The sequence below is a fragment of the Pseudomonas sp. PDM32 genome, assembly GCF_019219225.1.
Taxonomy (GTDB): Bacteria; Pseudomonadota; Gammaproteobacteria; order Pseudomonadales; family Pseudomonadaceae; genus Aquipseudomonas; species Aquipseudomonas laurylsulfatiphila.
This window is the reverse complement of record NZ_JAHUWE010000002.1, coordinates 201,092-217,804: the sequence shown is the minus strand read 5'-3', so window position 1 is coordinate 217,804 and position 16,713 is coordinate 201,092. Positions and strand designations below refer to the sequence as shown.

The following is a 16,713-nucleotide window of genomic DNA, read 5'->3' as shown; positions in this document are numbered from 1 at the left end:
AGCCTGCTCGCGATGAACCTGAGACCGCCGCGGAGTGCCAGGTTTCCCGCGTCATCGTTGACGTCCATCGCGAGCAGGCTCGCTCCTACACAGGACCTGCGTGAAGCAATTATTTCGTTGTGGAGGCTGCCGTCATGGCCCACGAACTTTATACCCGCACCAATCAGAAGATTTACTTCGCCGGCTTGTCGCTGGAAGCACTGGCGCGCACTGAAGAGGGTCGGGCGATGAATTCCCTGGCGCTGATCCAGGCCGGACGCGAATCTGCGCTGTTTCACCTGTACGGCGCGCTGTTGGGTCTGTGTCATGAAATCGCCGGCTTTTATCGCCTGCCTCAGGCCAATGCACCCCGTGCGGAGCTGCTGCTGACTCGCGAAGTGCTGGAAACCATCGCCATTCCGGAAATGGCCGAGCTGGTCGAACTGGCCAATAACCCGGAGACCTGGCTGGCCAAGTTGTTGGCTGCCCATGCTGCGTTGTTTCAGCCGCCGCGCGCGCCCCACAAGCCAAAAGGGGACGTGACCCAGCCACTGATTCAGGCTGTCAATCTGGATGAAGTGGATGAGCCAGAGGAACTGAGTCGGGAAGAGCTGGAGAGCTGGCGCCAGAATCTGAAAGGATTGGCGATCCGCTTTCGCGAAGGCCTGAACGAGTGCTGACAGAAACAGTTTGGGGATGGCATCTGGTCAAGATCCCGAGCGAAGCCTGGCCGATGCCTATATAATCCCCGCCTTTCGTGGAGAACAGTCCTTTATGCCAACGTCCTTTTTAGAAATTGTCGAGTTACCAGACGGCCGTATCGAGCTGCGCAGGGCCGAGGACGAGGGTTCTCTGGTTACTTTGGATTTCTCCGAGGACGCCAAAGCGTTCCTGCAAGGGCAACACGTGGAAGTCGCCAAGGCGATGTTGAGCGTGGGAGTCCAGATGGCAGGCCGCCTGGTTGAAGGCGAACTCGACAAGGACGAGGGACCGCGGGTTCTTCATTGATCCCCGTCCGTCGGTTTTCCTGATGTCGCTACACATCGGCTTCTCTCTCCCTGGAGAAACCTCGCGCGGTTAAGCTCGCGCCTTGGCTGTCAGTTATCCCAAGCGAATATTCAGGCTCTGAGCGTCCCCGGTCCGGGCGGCGCTGATCAGCTGTTGCCGGGATTGGCTGCTCAGCGGGTTGAGCCAACTGACAACCGTATGGCTGCGCCCAAGACGCAGGGCTTCGCAGGTCAGTTGCTGGGCGCTTTGGGTGCCCCGGGGGTGCAGCAACAGAATGCGCTCGCGGTTGAGGCCGGCATCTCGCAGCCAGGCTTGAGTCAGGCTGGCGGGCGGCGCGATCAGTGTCAGCCAGCGTGCGTCCTGGTCCTGGCTCAATTCCCTGAGGATCGGTGCCAGAAGGCTCAGGCAGTTCCCGGCTGCACCACGCAGTGACAGCTCGCTGAAAACGTCAGGTTCGGCGCTCCAGGGGGACTCGACTACGTCTTTCAGGATCGGCGCCAATGGCTGTGCCATGAACGCTTCGAACAACGGCAGTTGGGTTTGCTGTGGTGATGGCTGTGGGAACTGCATGGAGCCTCCTTTAGCGGCGAATCACGCCGACACTCAAGCCTTCGATCACCAGTTCCTGATCTTGAAGGTTCACTTCGATAGGGGCGAACTCGGGGTTCTCGGCGATCAGCCAGACTTTGCTGCCGTCACGCTTGAAGCGCTTGACGGTCACTTCGTCGCCGATTCGTGCAACCACGATCTGGCCGTTACGGGCTTCGCGGGTAGTGTGGACGGCCAGCAGGTCGCCGTCGAAAATGCCGACATCCTTCATGCTCATCCCGTGGACGCGCAGCAGGTAGTCGGCGCGCGGATGGAAGAAGGCAGGATTGATGTTGCAGGACTCTTCGATATGTTGCTGCGCTAGAATCGGGGCGCCGGCTGCGACCCGGCCAATGATTGGCAGGGTGGAATCGTCGGCCTTGGCTTCGAAGCCGGGGATGCGAATGCCACGAGAGGCGCCAGGCGTCATCTCGATGGCACCCTTGCGGGCCAGCGCCTTGAGGTGCTCTTCCGCCGCATTGGGTGACTTGAAACCCAGCTCCTGAGCGATTTCCGCACGGGTGGGGGGGTATCCGTTGTCTTCCAGGCAGCGTTTGATGAAAGCCAGAATCTCTGCTTGTCGTGGCGTCAGCTTTAGCATATTGATCGCTCTGTTTTTTTATACAGTGACTGGGATTATATACAGTAAGTCGGTCTTGGCAATGCTCCATTTTTCAGTCGCCGCCAGACGGTCAATCAGTCAGTGGATTCAAGCTTCGCCGTTGTGTGGTTAAATATCTGACCGACCATTCCCGAAACGAACTGCCAGACTTGACAAGGCACAGGCTGAAACGTATGTTTCAAACAAGTGTTTGTCAGGCGGAGTAGCCATGGCCCAGTCGGAAACCGTTGAACGCATTCTTGATGCAGCCGAGCAGTTGTTCGCGGAAAAAGGTTTCGCCGAAACCTCGTTGCGCTTGATCACCAGCAAGGCCGGTGTCAACCTGGCGGCGGTGAACTATCACTTCGGTTCAAAGAAGGCGTTGATCCAGGCGGTTTTCTCGCGGTTCCTCGGGCCGTTCTGCATCAGCCTCGATAAAGAGCTGGAGCGGCGTCAGGCCAAGCCTGAAATCAAGCCAACCCTCGAAGAGTTGCTGGAAATCCTCGTCGAGCAGGCCCTGGTGGTGCAGCCGCGCAGCGGCAACGACCTGTCTATCTTCATGCGTTTGCTGGGGCTGGCGTTCAGTCAGAGCCAGGGACACTTGCGTCGTTATCTGGAAGACATGTACGGCAAGGTGTTCCGCCGCTACATGATGCTGGTCAACGAAGCGGCGCCGCGTATTCCGCCTATCGAACTGTTCTGGCGGGTGCACTTCATGCTGGGTGCAGCGGCGTTCAGCATGTCCGGTATCAAGGCCTTGCGCGCGATTGCCGAAACCGACTTCGGCGTGAACACCTCGATCGAGCAGGTCATGCGCCTGATGGTGCCGTTCCTGGCCGCCGGCATGCGTGCCGAATCCGGTGTAACCGATACCGCCATGGCCACTGCCCAGTTGCGTCCACGCAGCAAATCGACACCGGTTGCCGCCAAGGTTTAACCGCGCACGGGTGGGCGCGGCAGCCGACATCCGCTAAGCTAGCCGCCCATGCCGACTCTCGTTCTGAACCCGCTTCCCATCGAACTCGCCAATCTGCCAGGCCTTGCCCCTGGCGGCGAATTCGCGTGCGCCGGGTTTTCTGTTATCAAGGAATTTTTATGACTGCTGGCTTGCAAGGCTCGTTGATGGTGGACGTCGCCGGTACCTGGCTGACGGCTGAAGATCGCCAATTGTTGCGCCAGCCCGAAGTGGGTGGCCTGATCATCTTTGCCCGTAACATCGAGCATCCGCGTCAAGTGCGCGAGCTGAGTGCAGCGATTCGCGCCATTCGCCCCGATCTGCTGTTGGCGGTGGATCAAGAGGGCGGCCGTGTGCAGCGCCTGCGCCAGGGTTTCGTGCGCCTGCCCGCCATGCGCGCCATTGCCGACAACCCGAACGCCGAATACCTGGCCGAGCAGTGCGGCTGGATCATGGCGACCGAAGTGCTGGCCGTTGGCCTGGACCTGAGTTTCGCCCCGGTGCTCGACCTCGATTACCAGCGCAGCGCCGTTGTCGGCACCCGTTCGTTCGAAGGTGATCCCGAGCGCGCTGCCTTGCTCGCGGGTGCATTCATCCGTGGCATGAACAGCGCCGGGATGGCCGCTACCGGCAAGCACTTCCCGGGTCACGGCTGGGCCGAGGCTGACTCCCACGTCGCGATCCCCAACGACGAACGCAGCCTCGACGAGATCCGCGCCAACGACCTGGTGCCGTTTGCCAGGCTGAGCAAGCAATTGGCTGCGGTCATGCCGGCCCACGTTATTTATCCACAGGTCGATTCCCAGCCCGCAGGCTTCTCCCGCCGCTGGTTGCAGGACATCCTGCGCGGCGAGTTGCAGTTCGATGGCGTGATCTTCAGTGACGACCTGTCCATGGCAGGCGCCCACGTGGTCGGCGATGCCGCCAGTCGGATCGAAGCGGCGCTGACGGCCGGTTGCGACATGGGCCTGGTGTGCAACGACCGTGCGGCCGCCGAACTGGCCCTGAGCGCTGCGCAACGCCTGAAGGTCAAGCCTTCCGGGCGCATTGCGCGGATGCGCGGCCAGTCATTCGCCAGCACCGAATACCGTCAAGACCCGCGCTGGCTGGCCGCTGTCGGCGCGCTCAAAGAAGCTCAATTGATTGATTAAGGACTGTTCGTTATGACGGTTTACGCGATTATCGGTGGCACTGGCCTGACTCAACTCGAAGGCCTGAGCATTCGCCAGTCACTGGCAGTGGACACGCCTTATGGCGCCCCTTCGGCCGACGTTCAGATCGGCGAGTATGCCGGCAAGGAAGTGCTGTTCCTCGCGCGTCACGGCCATCCCCATCGTTTTCCGCCGCATCAGGTCAACTATCGCGCCAACCTCTGGGCGCTGAAGCAGGCCGGTGCCGAAGCCATTCTGGCGGTCAACGCCGTGGGCGGAATTCATGCCGCCATGGGCACCGGGCATTTCTGCGTGCCGCATCAGTTGATCGACTACACCAGCGGTCGCGAGCACACCTACTTTGCCGATGATCTGGAGCACGTCACCCATATCGACTTCAGCTACCCCTATAGCGAGCCGTTGCGCCAGCAATTGATCGCGGCGCTGGCGGCGGAAGGTGTGGGCTACAGCAGTCATGGCGTGTATGCCTGCACTCAGGGGCCGCGCCTGGAGACGGTGGCTGAAATCGCCCGGCTGGAGCGCGACGGCTGCGACATCGTCGGCATGACCGGTATGCCGGAAGCTGCCCTGGCCCGCGAGCTGGAACTGGATTACGCCTGTCTGGCACTGGTGGTGAACCCGGCGGCGGGCAAGTCGACGGCGGTGATTACCATGGCCGAGATCGAGCAGGCGTTGCATGACGGCATGGGCAAGGTGAAATCGACGTTGGCGCGGGTGCTCAAGGGCTGAGTCAGCCTTGGTACCGAGTTGCTCCCTTCGCGGGCAAGCCCGCTCCCATAGGTTTAGTGGCGTTCGCAGAATTTGTGTTCGACGCGGTCACTGTGGGAGCTGGCTTGCCAGCGAAGGGGCCGGTTCAGGCGCCAAAAATCTCAACGCTTTCCGAGATTTTCCGGCAACGGCGCAAACAGCGCCTCGATATCATCGTTCTGCAGTTTCCAGTCCCCCGCCTTGCGTCCATCCAGCACGCCGGCCGCGAGGTCGGACTTTTCCTTCTGCAGGTGCTGGATCTTCTCTTCCACCGTGCCGCGCGCAATCAGTTTGTAAACGAACACGGGCTTCTCCTGACCAATGCGATACGCCCGGTCGGTCGCCTGGTTTTCCGTCGCCGGGTTCCACCACGGGTCGTAGTGAATCACCGTGTCCGCTTCGGTCAGGTTCAGGCCAACGCCGCCGGCCTTCAGGCTGATCAGAAATATCTGACGCTTGCCGCTCTGGAATTCCTTCACCGGTGTGCGGCGGTCGCGGGTCTGGCCGGTCAGCAGGGCGTAGGCGATTCCACGCTTGTTCAGCTCATCCTCAATCAGCGACAACATTGAAGTGAACTGCGAGAACAACAGGATCCGCCGACCTTCCTCGAACAACTCCTCGAGCATTTCCATCAGGCTGTCGAGTTTGCCCGAGGTGCTGCCACGGCTTGGCAGGGTCGCCTCGTTGACCAGGCGCAAATCGCAGCACACCTGACGCAGTTTCAGCAGCGCTTCGAGGATGATGATCTGGCTGCGGGCCACGCCTTTGCGGGTGATCTCGTCGCGGACTTTCTTGTCCATGGCCAGGCGCATGGTTTCGTAAACGTCACGCTGGGCCTCGTTGAGTTCGACCCAGTGGATGATCTCGGTTTTCGGCGGCAATTCGGTGGCCACCTGTTCCTTGGTGCGGCGCAGCAGGAAGGGCTTGATCCGGCCGTTGAGGTGCTGAAGCCTGACCTCGCTGGTGCGTTTTTCGATCGGCACGCGGTAATCGCGGTTGAAGCTTTTGACGTCACCGAGCCAGCCGGGCAAGAGGAAGTGAAACAGTGACCAGAGTTCGCCGAGATGGTTTTCCAGCGGTGTGCCGCTCAGGCACAGGCGCTGCCGGGCATTGAGCTCGCGGGCAGCCTGGGCGGCCTTGCTGGTCGGGTTCTTGATGTACTGCGCTTCATCCAGTACTAGTATGTGCAAGGGCTGCGCCGCCAGGCGCTCGACATCCTTGGGCAGCAGAGCATAGGTGGTCAGGATCAGGTCGTAGTCGGCCAGCTTGTCGAAGTGTTTTTTGCGGCTGGCGCCGTACAGCGCCAGTACCTTGAGCTGTGGCGTAAAGTGCGCCGCTTCGTCGAGCCAGTTGGGAATCAGGCTGGTCGGCATCACCACCATGCACGGCCGATCGAGACGGCCGGCGTTTTTCTCACTCAGCACGTGCGCCAGTGTCTGCAGGGTTTTGCCCAGGCCCATGTCGTCCGCGAGAATGCCACCCACTTCCAGCTGCCGCAGTGATTGCATCCAGCTCAAGCCCTCAAGCTGATACGGGCGCAGCGTCGCATTCAACCCTTCCGGGGCGGCAGCCGTGTGGTCCTTGATGTCACGCAGGCGCTGGGCAAAGGTGCGGATCTGTTCGCCACCCTCCCAGAGCAGTGGCATGTCTTCCAGCGGGTTCAGGCGCGTGGCATCGGCCTTGCTCAGGCGCAGCGTGGTGTCACCGGGCTCCTGCAGGTAGAACTCGCCGAGGGTGGCCAGCACCGGTTTCAGGCGGCCGAAGGGCAGGGCGACTTGCAGCGGGCCGTGCTCGGAGTTCGGGCGATAGGGGATGTTGACCAGGATCAACTCGTCGTCGCGGCGTCGGGCAAGGCGCTCCGGGTTGAGGATTTCGGTGTGGGAGCGCATCAGGTTGAGCAGGATCGGCAACAGGCTCAGGCGCTCGCCGTTGACGATGATCCCCAGCTCCAGGTCGAACCAGTCTCGCTCCGGAGCCTGTTCGACCGTGGCGTACCAGTCGTCTACCGCTGTCAGGTCGAAACCGAAGTCCTCGTCGATCTGTAATTCCCAGCCCTGGGTGCGCAACTTCGGCAGTTCATTGAGAGTAAAGGTCAGCCAGGCACTGTCATTGACCATTTCGAACAGTTCGCCGGCACTTTCCGGCAAGGCCTTGCTTTGTCGGGTGGCGACTTTGAAGCCGAGGATTCGCAGCTGTTCCCGGTAGGACTGTTCCACGTCCGGGTGGCGTTTTATCCTCAACGTCTGGGTTTCCTGGCGGATCAGGATGTCGGTGTTTTTCTGACCGGAGACGTACTCGTCCAGATAGCTGAAGGACAGTGCCGCACGATGCTGGATGTAACGCTGCATTCGCCCATTGCGCGGTTCGAAGGCGCTGAACTCGATGCTGGCCAGCCACAGGCGCGGTACCGGCTGCACATTGTCCACTAGCACTTGCGGCGGGGCTTTCGGGCTGCGGTTTTCCAGGACGGCCTGGAGTTTTTCCAGGAGTTCGGCGTCTTTGGCGGCAGCGGGGTAGTCGAGGGTTTCCTGTACTTGCAGGAGCACCGCTGCGCAATGTTTGCAGTTGCTGTGGACCGGGCAGGAGCAGATGGCATCGACCATCAGCAGCGTGCCTTTGGCTGACTCGCGCAGGCGAATGGTCTGACGGTAAACGTTACCGCCCGAGCCTTCGCACGCGGCGACGATGGTTGCGTCGCCGGCCTCGACGATCCTGACACGATTCTCCAGCGCGTAACGGCGACCACGCTCCAGGCTCTGTTCCTTGAATCGGCTGACCCAGGATGGTGCCAGGGGTTTGCTCAGGGTCGCGGACATAGGGAATCAGTCCGGAATTTCTTCGGGAGCTGCTCGGGGGGCGGGGGCGGTCAGCGAGGTGATCTTGATCAGCAGGCCGAGGTGGCCGTTGTCGAGGAAGTTCAGCTGGCCGTTCTTGGTATGGCTTTCCTGTTTCAAGCGCTCGCTGGCAGTCACCATGCCATTGGCATCGATCTGATTGACCCAGAAGTCGGCGTCGACGTCGGTAAAGCGTCCCAGTTTCATGCTCAGCGTGCCCTCGATCGGGAACTGACCATATTGTTCCTTGCCGTCGCTTATCGCCACTTTGCTGGCGTTTTCGCCGAGGGTCTGTTGCCAGGCCTTGTGCAGCAACACCGTGTAGTCGGCGCTGCTGGTGAGTTTTGCCACCTCGCCATTCAGGCTTGGCGTACGCAGGCTGTCGGGGCTGACGGGTTGGGCGCCAGCGGCCCAGTCTTCCGGTGCGGCGCGGCTGACAATCGCCGGCACGGCGTTTTGCCGGACCAGAATCATTTCGACCTGATACAGGTCATCGGCAAATGCTGTGGGGGTGGCCAGCGCTGACATCAAAAGGGTCAGCAGGGTCAATGAGCGGAACAGGCGCATGCGGCGTCCTTCAAGCAGTTTTCGGAACGAGGCGCTCGAACAGCGCCTCTACAGTATTAAAGCGCTCTTCCGGGCGCTCCATCGGAACCATGAACTTGAACATCGTGGCCCCTTCGAATTTGTAGCGTTTTGGCTGGCTCTGGATCAGCTTGATCAGGGTCAACGGGTCGACCGGCGTCTGCGCAGCGAACTCGACGCGACCGCCTTGCGGGCCGCCATCGACTTTCTTGATGCCCAGTTGCTCGGCCTGCAGCTTCAATGCAGTGATGCGGATCAGGTTCTTGGTCGGTTCCGGCAACAGGCCGAATCGATCGATCATCTCCACCTGCAAATCCTTGAGACCGTCCTCATCGGTGGCCGAGGCAATGCGCTTGTAGAGAATCAGGCGGGCGTGGACATCCGGCAGGTAGTCTTCCGGAATCAGCGCCGGTACCCGCAGGTTGACTTCAGGACCACCGCCGAGCGGTTGATCGAGGTTCGGCTGCTCGCCCTTGCGGATCGACTTCACCGCGCGCTCGAGCATTTCCATGTACAGCGTAAAGCCGACCGCCTGGATCTGCCCGCTCTGACCGTCACCGAGCAGTTCGCCGGCACCACGGATTTCCAGGTCGTTGGTGGCGAGCACGAAGCCCGCGCCGAGGTCCTGGGTGTTGGCGATCGCTTCCAGGCGCTTTTCCGCATCCGGCGTGATTTGCTGGCGCGGTGGCGTCAGCAGGTAGGCATAGGCCTGGTGGTGACTGCGTCCGACCCGACCGCGCAGCTGGTGCAACTGGGCCAGGCCGAACTTGTCGGCACGCTCGATGATGATGGTGTTGGCGCTCGGCACGTCGATGCCGGTCTCGATGATGGTCGAGGCGATCAGCACGTTGAAGCGCTTGTGGTAGAAGTCGCTCATCACCTGTTCGAGTTCGCGTTCGCGCATCTGCCCGTGACCGATGCCGATCCGTGCTTCCGGTACCAGCTCGGCGAGGTCGGCGGCGCATTTCTCGATGGTCTTCACGTCGTTGTGCAGGTAATAGACCTGGCCGCCACGCAGCAGCTCACGCAGCAGGGCCTCTTTGACCGTGCTCTTGTTCTGCTCCATGACGAAGGTGCGTACCGACAGGCGGCGGGCCGGCGGGGTGGCGATGATCGACAGGTCGCGCATGCCCGACACCGCCATGTTCAGCGTGCGCGGAATCGGCGTGGCGGTCAGGGTGAGGATGTCGACTTCGCTGCGCAGGGCCTTGAGCTGTTCTTTCTGGCGCACGCCGAAACGGTGTTCCTCGTCGATGATCACAAGGCCCAGGTTTTTGATCTTCACGTCGTCCTGCAGCAGCTTGTGCGTGCCGATGACGATGTCGATCTTGCCTTCGGCCAGATCGGCGACGGCGGCATTCACTTCCTTGGCCGACTTGAAGCGGCTCATCACTTCCACGGTCACCGGCCAGTCGGCGAAGCGGTCGCGGAAGCTGTTGTAGTGCTGCTGGGCGAGCAGGGTGGTCGGTACCAGGATCGCCACCTGGCGACCACCGTGCACCGCGATGAACGCGGCGCGCATCGCCACTTCGGTCTTGCCGAAGCCGACGTCGCCGCACACCAGGCGATCCATTGGCTTGGGCGCGAGCATGTCTTCGCGCACCGCCTCGATGGTGGTTTGCTGGTCCGGGGTTTCTTCGAACGGGAAACCGGCGCTGAAGGTGGCGTAGTCGGCTTTCGGATCGGCGAAAGCGTAGCCTTCGCGGGCGGCGCGGCGTGCATAGATGTCGAGCAACTCGGCGGCCACGTCGCGCACCTGTTCGGCGGCTTTGCGCTTGGCTTTCTGCCAGGTCTCGGAACCGAGGCGGTGCAGCGGGGCCAGGGCGTCATCGCTGCCGGTGTAGCGGGCGATCAGGTGCAGGTTGGCCACCGGCACGTAAAGCTTGGCGCCTTCGGCATATTCAAGGGCAAGGAATTCGGCGGTCTGGTTGTCGATTTCCAGGGTTGCCAGGCCCAGGTAACGGCCGACACCGTGGTCGATGTGCACCACCGGCGCCCCTTCGCGCAGCTCGGTGAGGTTCTTGATGACGGCGTCGTTGTTGGCATCGGCGCGCTTTTCGCGGCGACGGCGCTGCATCACGCGCTGGCCAAACAGCGGGCTTTCGGCAACCAGGGCCAGGGCTGGATCGTCCAGTACCAGGCCTTCATCCAGCGGCGCGATGGTGATCGCCAGGCGGTCTTTGCCGGCGACGAAATCCGGCCAGCTGTCGACGGTTTTTGGTCGCAGCTTCAGGCGTTCCAGCAGCTCCAGCAGCACTTCGCGACGGCCTGCGGATTCGGCGGTGAACAGCACGCGACCGGGAAACTGGTCGAGGAAGTCCGCCAATGCCGCCAACGGCTGGGTAGCCTTGGCTTCGATGGCCAGGTTCGGCAACTCGCGAGCCGGGAAGCGCTCGCGACCGACACCGCTTTCCACATCCTGTTGACTGGCCACCACGCGCGGCCAGTTCTTCAGGCGTGCGAAGCAATCTTCCACCGGCAGGAACAGTTCGGCGGGCGGCAATAAAGGACGGGACGGGTCGACGCGGCGTTCTTCATAGCGATTGCGCACGTCGTTCCAGAAGTTTTCCGCGGCTTGCTCGATGCCCGGCAGGGAAAACACTTGCGTGTCCTGGGGCAGGTAATCGAACAGCGTCGAGGTTTCTTCGAAGAACAGTGGCAGGTAGTACTCGATGCCGGCCGGGGTAATCCCGCTGCTCAGGTCCTGGAAGATCGGGCAGCGGCGGAAGTCGACGTCAAAACGCTCACGGAAGCGTGCCTTGAAACGGGTGACCGCTTCTTTCTGTAGCGGGAACTCCTTGGCCGGCAGCAGCTTGACCGATTCGACTTTGTCGATGGACCGCTGGTTCTCCGGGTCGAAGGTGCGCAGGGTTTCGATTTCGTCGTCGAACAGGTCGATGCGATACGGTAACTTGCTGCCCATCGGGAACAGATCGATCAACGAGCCGCGAACAGTGAACTCGCCGTGTTCATACACCGTATCGACGTAGCGATAACCCGTGGCTTCAAGCCGGGTGCGCATTTGCTCGACGTCGAGTTTCTGGCCGATGTCCAGCACCAGGCTGCTGCCGAGCAGGAATTTGGTCGGTGCCAGGCGATGCAGGGCGGTCGTGATCGGCACCACCAGTACGCCATGGCTCAGTTCCGGCAACCGGTACAGGCTGGCGATGCGCTGGGAAATGATGTCCTGGTGCGGCGAGAACAGGTCGTAGGGCAGGGTTTCCCAGTCGGGAAAGTGCAGTACGGGCAAATCCGGGGCGAAGAAACCCAGCTCCTGTTCCAGCCGTTCGGCACTTTGGCTGTCGGCGGTCAGCAGCAGGGTAAAGCGCTTGGCAGCGCTGGCGGCCTCGGCAATGGCCAGGCTCAGGGCGGCACCGGGCAGGTTGCCCCAGTGCTGTTTACCTGCCGCAGCAGGGAGAAGCGGTAGACGCAGAACGGGCACGGAAGGTTGAGCTCCAAGCGTTGCGACAAAGTCGGTAATTGTAGCGGTCTACGATGCCGCCTGTCAGTTGCTGACTGTGTCTAAAGCACGGGTTTGGCGAAATGTAGTGGTAAAGACAAAATTCGCGGGTTTTTTACCCGAAATTATTGAATATGTAGTGGCAAATACAACGAGTGTTACGGAGGGTTACGGATAAGGTAGCGCGACCTCCAAAAAATTGACTGCGCTGAAAGCCCCGGTTTTATTGGGTTCGCGCGAGACGAAAATTTTTTGAACGACGAATTGTTACGTAAAGCACGACGGGCGCGCATTGCTACGGCTGTCACTCGGCGGCATAATGTAGCCCCTTTTTTCTGCCCCTACATGTGGAAGGTTCCCGTGACTCAGAAGCCCGACCAGTGTCTTGGTGAATGGATCGACCGTGAAGCACTCGCAGAAGCGATGATTCCGCTTATCGGTCAGCTCTACCGCAATAACAACGTGGTGAGCTCGATCTATGGCCGCAGCCTGATCAATCGTTCAGTCATTGCGATTCTCAAAGCTCACCGCTTTGCTCGTCACCGTCAGTCCGACGAAAGCGAGCTGTCCGTCCACGAAACATTCCCGCTGATCAAGGCAATGAGCGAACTCAAGCTCGGCGCCGCCTCGGTGGACCTGGGCAAGCTGGCGGCCAAATTCAAGGCCGAAGGCAATGGCCGTACTGCCGAGCAGTTCGTCCGTGAAGAACTGGCCGACGTGGTTGGCCAGCAAAACGCATCGGCCCGCAAAGGCACCGACGTTGTCCTCTACGGCTTCGGTCGTATCGGCCGTCTGCTGGCGCGCATCCTGATCGAGAAAACCGGTGGCGGCGACGGCCTGCGCCTGCGTGCCATCGTTGTCCGCAAGGGCGCCGAGAACGACCTGGTCAAGCGCGCCAGCCTGCTGCGTCGTGACTCGGTACATGGTCCGTTCGATGGCACCATCACCATCGACGAAGCCAACAACACCATCACCGCCAACGGCAACCTGATCCAGGTTATCTACGCCAAGAGCCCGACCGAAGTCGACTACACCCAGTACGGCATCGAAAACGCTCTGATCGTCGACAACACCGGTGTATGGCGTGACGCCGACGGCCTGGGCCAGCACCTGGCCTGCCCGGGCGCTGCCCGCGTGATCCTCACCGCACCTGGCAAGGGCGCGCTGAAGAACATCGTGCACGGCATCAACCACGGCGACATCACCCCTGACGACAAGATCATCTCGGCGGCTTCCTGCACCACCAACGCCATCGTGCCGGTGCTCAAGGCAGTCAACGACAAGTACGGCATCGTCAACGGCCACGTCGAAACCGTTCACTCGTTCACCAACGACCAGAACCTGATCGACAACTTCCACAAGGGCAGCCGTCGTGGCCGCGCCGCGCCGCTGAACATGGTCATCACCGAGACCGGTGCCGCCACCGCAGCCGCCAAGGCGCTGCCAGTGCTCAAGGGCAAGCTGACCGGCAACGCGATTCGCGTTCCTACGCCGAACGTGTCGATGGCCATCCTGAACCTGAACCTGGAAAAGGCCACCACTCGCGAAGAGATCAACGAGTACCTGCGCCAGATGGCCATGCACTCGGACCTGCACAAGCAGATCGACTACGTGAGCTCCCAGGAAGTGGTTTCCACCGACTTCGTTGGCTCGCGCCACGCAGGCGTAGTGGACGCTGAAGCGACCATCACCCAGGATAACCGCGTTGTTCTGTACGTCTGGTACGACAACGAGTTCGGTTACAGCTGCCAGGTGGTTCGCGTGATGGAAGACATGGCCGGTGTAAACCCGCCAGCATTCCCGCGCTAAGCCTTAGCTGCACCTGAAAACGCCCCGACCTTGGTCGGGGCGTTTTTGTTTGGGCTGCTTTTGTCTGTTGATGGGTGTGTTGTTCGGCCTGGTCACTTCGCAGGCAAGCCCGCGCCCACAGGGGTTGTGGCCGGCCGTGGGATTGGCGGTCACTGAAGATCAAAATTGTGGGAGCGGGCTTGCTCGCGAAAGCGGTGGATCAGTCGACATCTCTGTTGAATGTGCCGGCCTCTTCGCGAGCAAGCCCGCTCCCACAGTTCTATCGCATAATGGCTGGCCCTGGCGGCGTGTCAGGGGATGTATTGGGGAGCTCGGGAATTGTTGATCAGGTGGCAGGGGGTGGCATTTTTGCTGCTCGGCGCACTATCAGGCTGTGGCAACAACGACGCCCTCGAAAGCTTCGGCGGCCCGACCATGGGCAGCACTTATTCGATCAAGTACGTACGCCATGCCGGCCTTCCGGCACCTGGCGAAGTCCGTGTCCAGGTCGAGCAAATCCTCGCTGACGTGGACCGGCAAATGTCAACTTACCGCAGCGACTCGGACATCGAACGCTTCAATGCATTGCCGGCCAATCGCTGTCAGGCAATGCCGGCGTCGATCCTCGAGTTGGTCCGCGTGGGCGAGCAACTGTCCGTGCAAAGCGAGGGTTCCTACGACCTGACGGTGGAGCCGTTGCTGAACCTCTGGGGATTTGGTCCGCAGGCCCGGGAGGAGAAAGTCCCGACCGCCGAAGCGCTCGCTGAAGCCCGCCAGCGCGTCGGCCACCAACACTTGCGCATCGATGGCGACAATTTGTGCAAGGACGCCGCCGTCGAGGTCGACTTCAACAGTATCGCCGCCGGTTATGCGGTGGACACGATTGCCGCAAGGCTCGAGGCGATGGGCGTCCACGACTACCTTGCGGAGGCGACAGGCGAGCTCAAGGCGGCCGGCAGGAAACCCGATGGTTCCCCATGGCGCATTGCACTGGAAGAGCCCCGCGATGACCAACAGGTGGCCGAGCGCATCGTTGCGGTCGACGGTTATGGCCTTTCAACTTCCGGCGACTACCGGAATTATTTCGAGCAAGGCGGGCAGCGTTTTTCCCACACCTTCGATGCCCGCATCGGTGCGCCCGTCTCACACGCCCTGGCGTCCGTTACGGTGATTCATCCTTCAGCGTTGATGGCCGATGGCTTATCGACGCTGTTGCTGATTCTCGGCCCGGAGCGCGGTTGGGACTACGCGGAAAAATACGATATCGGCGCATTTTTTGTGATTCGTGCCGATACAGGTTTCGTCACACGCAGCAGTCACGCTTTTGAGCGCCTCAGTGGCAAGAAAACCGAGTGATTTCGGCGATTTGAGCATTGAAAACTGGCGTTGTAGCGCAGGCAAAAGTAGCCTACGACGCGACCAAGGGTTAATGTGCCCGGCGTTGACGCTTCTATAGACTGTGTCCGGGTTCTGTACTGGCCCCAAATTGTTCCTTCATGCCACAGATTGGCGTGATTTAGCCGCAGGTGCCGAGGGTGCCGCGGCCTGTTCTGAGGAGTACGCATGGCTGTCTACAACTACGACGTGGTGGTGTTGGGTTCCGGCCCGGCGGGGGAAGGCGCGGCAATGAACGCCGCCAAGGCAGGGCGCAAGGTGGCGATGGTCGATAGCCGTCGCCAGGTCGGCGGCAACTGCACTCACTTGGGCACCATCCCCTCCAAGGCACTGCGTCACTCGGTGCGGCAGATCATGCAGTTCAACACCAACCCGATGTTCCGGGCCATTGGTGAACCGCGCTGGTTCTCGTTCCCGGACGTACTGAAAAGCGCCGAGAAAGTCATCTCCAAGCAAGTCGCTTCGCGTACCGGCTACTATGCCCGCAACCGCGTCGACGTGTTCTTCGGCACCGGCAGCTTCGCCGACGAGCAAACCATCGAAGTGGTCTGCGCCAACGGCGTGGTCGAGAAACTGGTGGCCAAGCACATCATCATCGCCACCGGTTCGCGTCCGTATCGCCCGGCGGACATCGATTTCCACCACCCGCGTATCTACGATAGCGACACCATCCTCAGCCTCGGCCACACCCCGCGCAAGCTCATCGTTTACGGCGCAGGCGTGATCGGGTGCGAATACGCCTCGATCTTCAGCGGCCTGGGTGTGCTGGTCGAGCTGGTGGACAACCGTGGCCAGTTGCTGAGCTTCCTGGACTCGGAAATCTCCCAGGCCCTGAGCTATCACTTCAGCAACAACAACATCACGGTTCGCCACAACGAAGAGTATGACCGCGTCGAAGGCGTGGACAACGGCGTGATCCTGCACCTCAAGTCCGGCAAGAAGATCAAGGCCGACGCCTTGCTCTGGTGCAACGGCCGTACCGGCAACACCGATCAGTTGGGTCTGGAAAACATCGGCGTGAAGGTCAACAGCCGTGGCCAGATCGAAGTCGACGAGGCGTATCGCACCTGCGTGCCGAACATCTATGGCGCCGGTGACGTGATCGGTTGGCCGAGCCTGGCCAGTGCCGCCCACGACCAGGGTCGTTCGGCCGCTGGCAGCATTGTCGACAACGGCAGCTGGCGTTTCGTCAATGACGTGCCGACCGGCATCTACACCATTCCGGAGATCAGCTCGATCGGCAAGAACGAGCAGGAGCTGACCCAGGCCAAGGTGCCGTACGAAGTCGGCAAGGCGTTCTTCAAGAGCATGGCGCGGGCGCAGATTGCCGGCGAGCCGCAAGGCATGCTGAAGATCCTGTTCCACCGTGAAACCCTGGAAGTGCTGGGCGTTCACTGCTTCGGTTATCAGGCATCGGAGATCGTGCACATCGGTCAGGCGATCATGAACCAGCCGGGCGAACAGAACACGCTGAAGTATTTCGTCAACACCACGTTCAACTACCCGACCATGGCCGAAGCTTATCGGGTCGCGGCGTACGACGGCCTCAACCGGCTTTTTTGAGTGGCTCCGGCCGGTGGCCTGAGCCGGCCGGGGAGACC

General features: G+C 61.1%; 13 protein-coding genes. 8 read left to right on the top strand and 5 right to left on the bottom strand.

The window, feature by feature from the left end:
• Positions 1 to 134: 134 nt before the first annotated feature.
• Together KW846_RS04535 and KW846_RS04530 are read left to right on the top strand one after the other, a co-directional pair.
• On the top strand, positions 135 to 659 hold the full coding sequence (locus KW846_RS04535) for a DUF6586 family protein (RefSeq protein WP_015095954.1): 525 nt from the start codon (positions 135 to 137) through the stop codon (positions 657 to 659).
• A 94-nt stretch (positions 660 to 753) separates the two neighbouring features.
• The gene (locus tag KW846_RS04530) at positions 754 to 987 is read left to right on the top strand and encodes a hypothetical protein (RefSeq protein WP_007974047.1); all 234 of its coding nucleotides are present in this window, start codon (positions 754 to 756) and stop codon (positions 985 to 987) included.
• A gap of 93 nt (positions 988 to 1,080) precedes the next feature.
• On the opposite strand, the gene sulA is transcribed toward KW846_RS04530, so the two are convergent.
• Together sulA and lexA are read right to left on the bottom strand one after the other, a co-directional pair.
• On the bottom strand, positions 1,081 to 1,557 hold the full coding sequence (gene sulA / locus KW846_RS04525) for an SOS-induced cell division inhibitor SulA (protein ID WP_095965240.1): 477 nt from the start codon (positions 1,555 to 1,557) through the stop codon (positions 1,081 to 1,083).
• A 10-nt stretch (positions 1,558 to 1,567) separates the two neighbouring features.
• Positions 1,568 to 2,176: a transcriptional repressor LexA gene (gene lexA / locus KW846_RS04520; RefSeq protein WP_007974043.1), complete on the bottom strand. Its 609-nt coding sequence runs from the start codon at positions 2,174 to 2,176 to the stop codon at positions 1,568 to 1,570.
• A 229-nt stretch (positions 2,177 to 2,405) separates the two neighbouring features.
• On the opposite strand from lexA, the gene KW846_RS04515 reads away from it, so the two are divergent.
• The 3 genes from KW846_RS04515 to KW846_RS04505 all read left to right on the top strand — a co-directional run bounded on the left by KW846_RS04515 (position 2,406) and on the right by KW846_RS04505 (position 5,032).
• Positions 2,406 to 3,113 (top strand): TetR/AcrR family transcriptional regulator, encoded by a 708-nt coding sequence (locus KW846_RS04515; protein WP_007974041.1) that lies wholly within the window; start codon positions 2,406 to 2,408, stop codon positions 3,111 to 3,113.
• 158 nt (positions 3,114 to 3,271) lie between these two features.
• The gene (gene nagZ, locus KW846_RS04510) at positions 3,272 to 4,282 is read left to right on the top strand and encodes a beta-N-acetylhexosaminidase (protein WP_218481471.1); all 1,011 of its coding nucleotides are present in this window, start codon (positions 3,272 to 3,274) and stop codon (positions 4,280 to 4,282) included.
• 12 nt (positions 4,283 to 4,294) lie between these two features.
• Complete coding sequence (locus KW846_RS04505) at positions 4,295 to 5,032, top strand: S-methyl-5'-thioinosine phosphorylase (protein ID WP_007974037.1); 738 nt, start codon at positions 4,295 to 4,297, stop codon at positions 5,030 to 5,032.
• Between the two features lie 140 nt (positions 5,033 to 5,172).
• On the opposite strand, the gene KW846_RS04500 is transcribed toward KW846_RS04505, so the two are convergent.
• From KW846_RS04500 to mfd, 3 genes are read right to left on the bottom strand one after another with little or no spacing between them, the layout of a single operon-like run.
• Positions 5,173 to 7,866 (bottom strand): DEAD/DEAH box helicase, encoded by a 2,694-nt coding sequence (locus KW846_RS04500; RefSeq protein ID WP_218481470.1) that lies wholly within the window; start codon positions 7,864 to 7,866, stop codon positions 5,173 to 5,175.
• A gap of 6 nt (positions 7,867 to 7,872) precedes the next feature.
• A complete protein-coding gene (locus KW846_RS04495) occupies positions 7,873 to 8,451 on the bottom strand; it encodes a CsiV family protein (protein WP_218481469.1) in 579 nt (192 codons plus the stop codon).
• A gap of 10 nt (positions 8,452 to 8,461) precedes the next feature.
• A complete protein-coding gene (mfd, locus tag KW846_RS04490; protein ID WP_218481468.1) occupies positions 8,462 to 11,911 on the bottom strand; it encodes a transcription-repair coupling factor in 3,450 nt (1,149 codons plus the stop codon).
• Between the two features lie 363 nt (positions 11,912 to 12,274).
• Here mfd and KW846_RS04485 point away from each other — a divergent pair, with 363 nt between their 5' ends.
• From KW846_RS04485 to sthA, 3 genes are all read left to right on the top strand, one after another.
• Positions 12,275 to 13,738 carry a glyceraldehyde-3-phosphate dehydrogenase gene (locus KW846_RS04485; RefSeq protein WP_015095946.1) on the top strand — a complete coding sequence of 488 codons (1,464 nt, stop codon included), beginning with the start codon at positions 12,275 to 12,277 and terminating at the stop codon, positions 13,736 to 13,738.
• Between the two features lie 297 nt (positions 13,739 to 14,035).
• On the top strand, positions 14,036 to 15,073 hold the full coding sequence (locus tag KW846_RS04480; protein ID WP_218481467.1) for an FAD:protein FMN transferase: 1,038 nt from the start codon (positions 14,036 to 14,038) through the stop codon (positions 15,071 to 15,073).
• 207 nt (positions 15,074 to 15,280) lie between these two features.
• Positions 15,281 to 16,675 carry a Si-specific NAD(P)(+) transhydrogenase gene (sthA, locus tag KW846_RS04475; protein WP_007972111.1) on the top strand — a complete coding sequence of 465 codons (1,395 nt, stop codon included), beginning with the start codon at positions 15,281 to 15,283 and terminating at the stop codon, positions 16,673 to 16,675.
• Positions 16,676 to 16,713 lie beyond the last annotated feature (38 nt).

Bases quoted from the DNA above. Each gene is read 5' to 3' on its own strand.
- KW846_RS04535 (WP_015095954.1), top strand. From the start codon at position 135: ATGGCCCACGAACTTTATACCCGCACCAATCAGAAGATTTACTTCGCC.
- KW846_RS04530 (WP_007974047.1), top strand. From the start codon at position 754: ATGCCAACGTCCTTTTTAGAAATTGTCGAGTTACCAGACGGCCGTATC.
- sulA (WP_095965240.1), bottom strand. From the start codon at position 1,557: ATGCAGTTCCCACAGCCATCACCACAGCAAACCCAACTGCCGTTGTTC.
- lexA (WP_007974043.1), bottom strand. From the start codon at position 2,176: ATGCTAAAGCTGACGCCACGACAAGCAGAGATTCTGGCTTTCATCAAA.
- KW846_RS04515 (WP_007974041.1), top strand. From the start codon at position 2,406: ATGGCCCAGTCGGAAACCGTTGAACGCATTCTTGATGCAGCCGAGCAG.
- nagZ (WP_218481471.1), top strand. From the start codon at position 3,272: ATGACTGCTGGCTTGCAAGGCTCGTTGATGGTGGACGTCGCCGGTACC.
- KW846_RS04505 (WP_007974037.1), top strand. From the start codon at position 4,295: ATGACGGTTTACGCGATTATCGGTGGCACTGGCCTGACTCAACTCGAA.
- KW846_RS04500 (WP_218481470.1), bottom strand. From the start codon at position 7,866: ATGTCCGCGACCCTGAGCAAACCCCTGGCACCATCCTGGGTCAGCCGA.
- KW846_RS04495 (WP_218481469.1), bottom strand. From the start codon at position 8,451: ATGCGCCTGTTCCGCTCATTGACCCTGCTGACCCTTTTGATGTCAGCG.
- KW846_RS04485 (WP_015095946.1), top strand. From the start codon at position 12,275: ATGTGGAAGGTTCCCGTGACTCAGAAGCCCGACCAGTGTCTTGGTGAA.
- KW846_RS04480 (WP_218481467.1), top strand. From the start codon at position 14,036: ATGTATTGGGGAGCTCGGGAATTGTTGATCAGGTGGCAGGGGGTGGCA.
- sthA (WP_007972111.1), top strand. From the start codon at position 15,281: ATGGCTGTCTACAACTACGACGTGGTGGTGTTGGGTTCCGGCCCGGCG.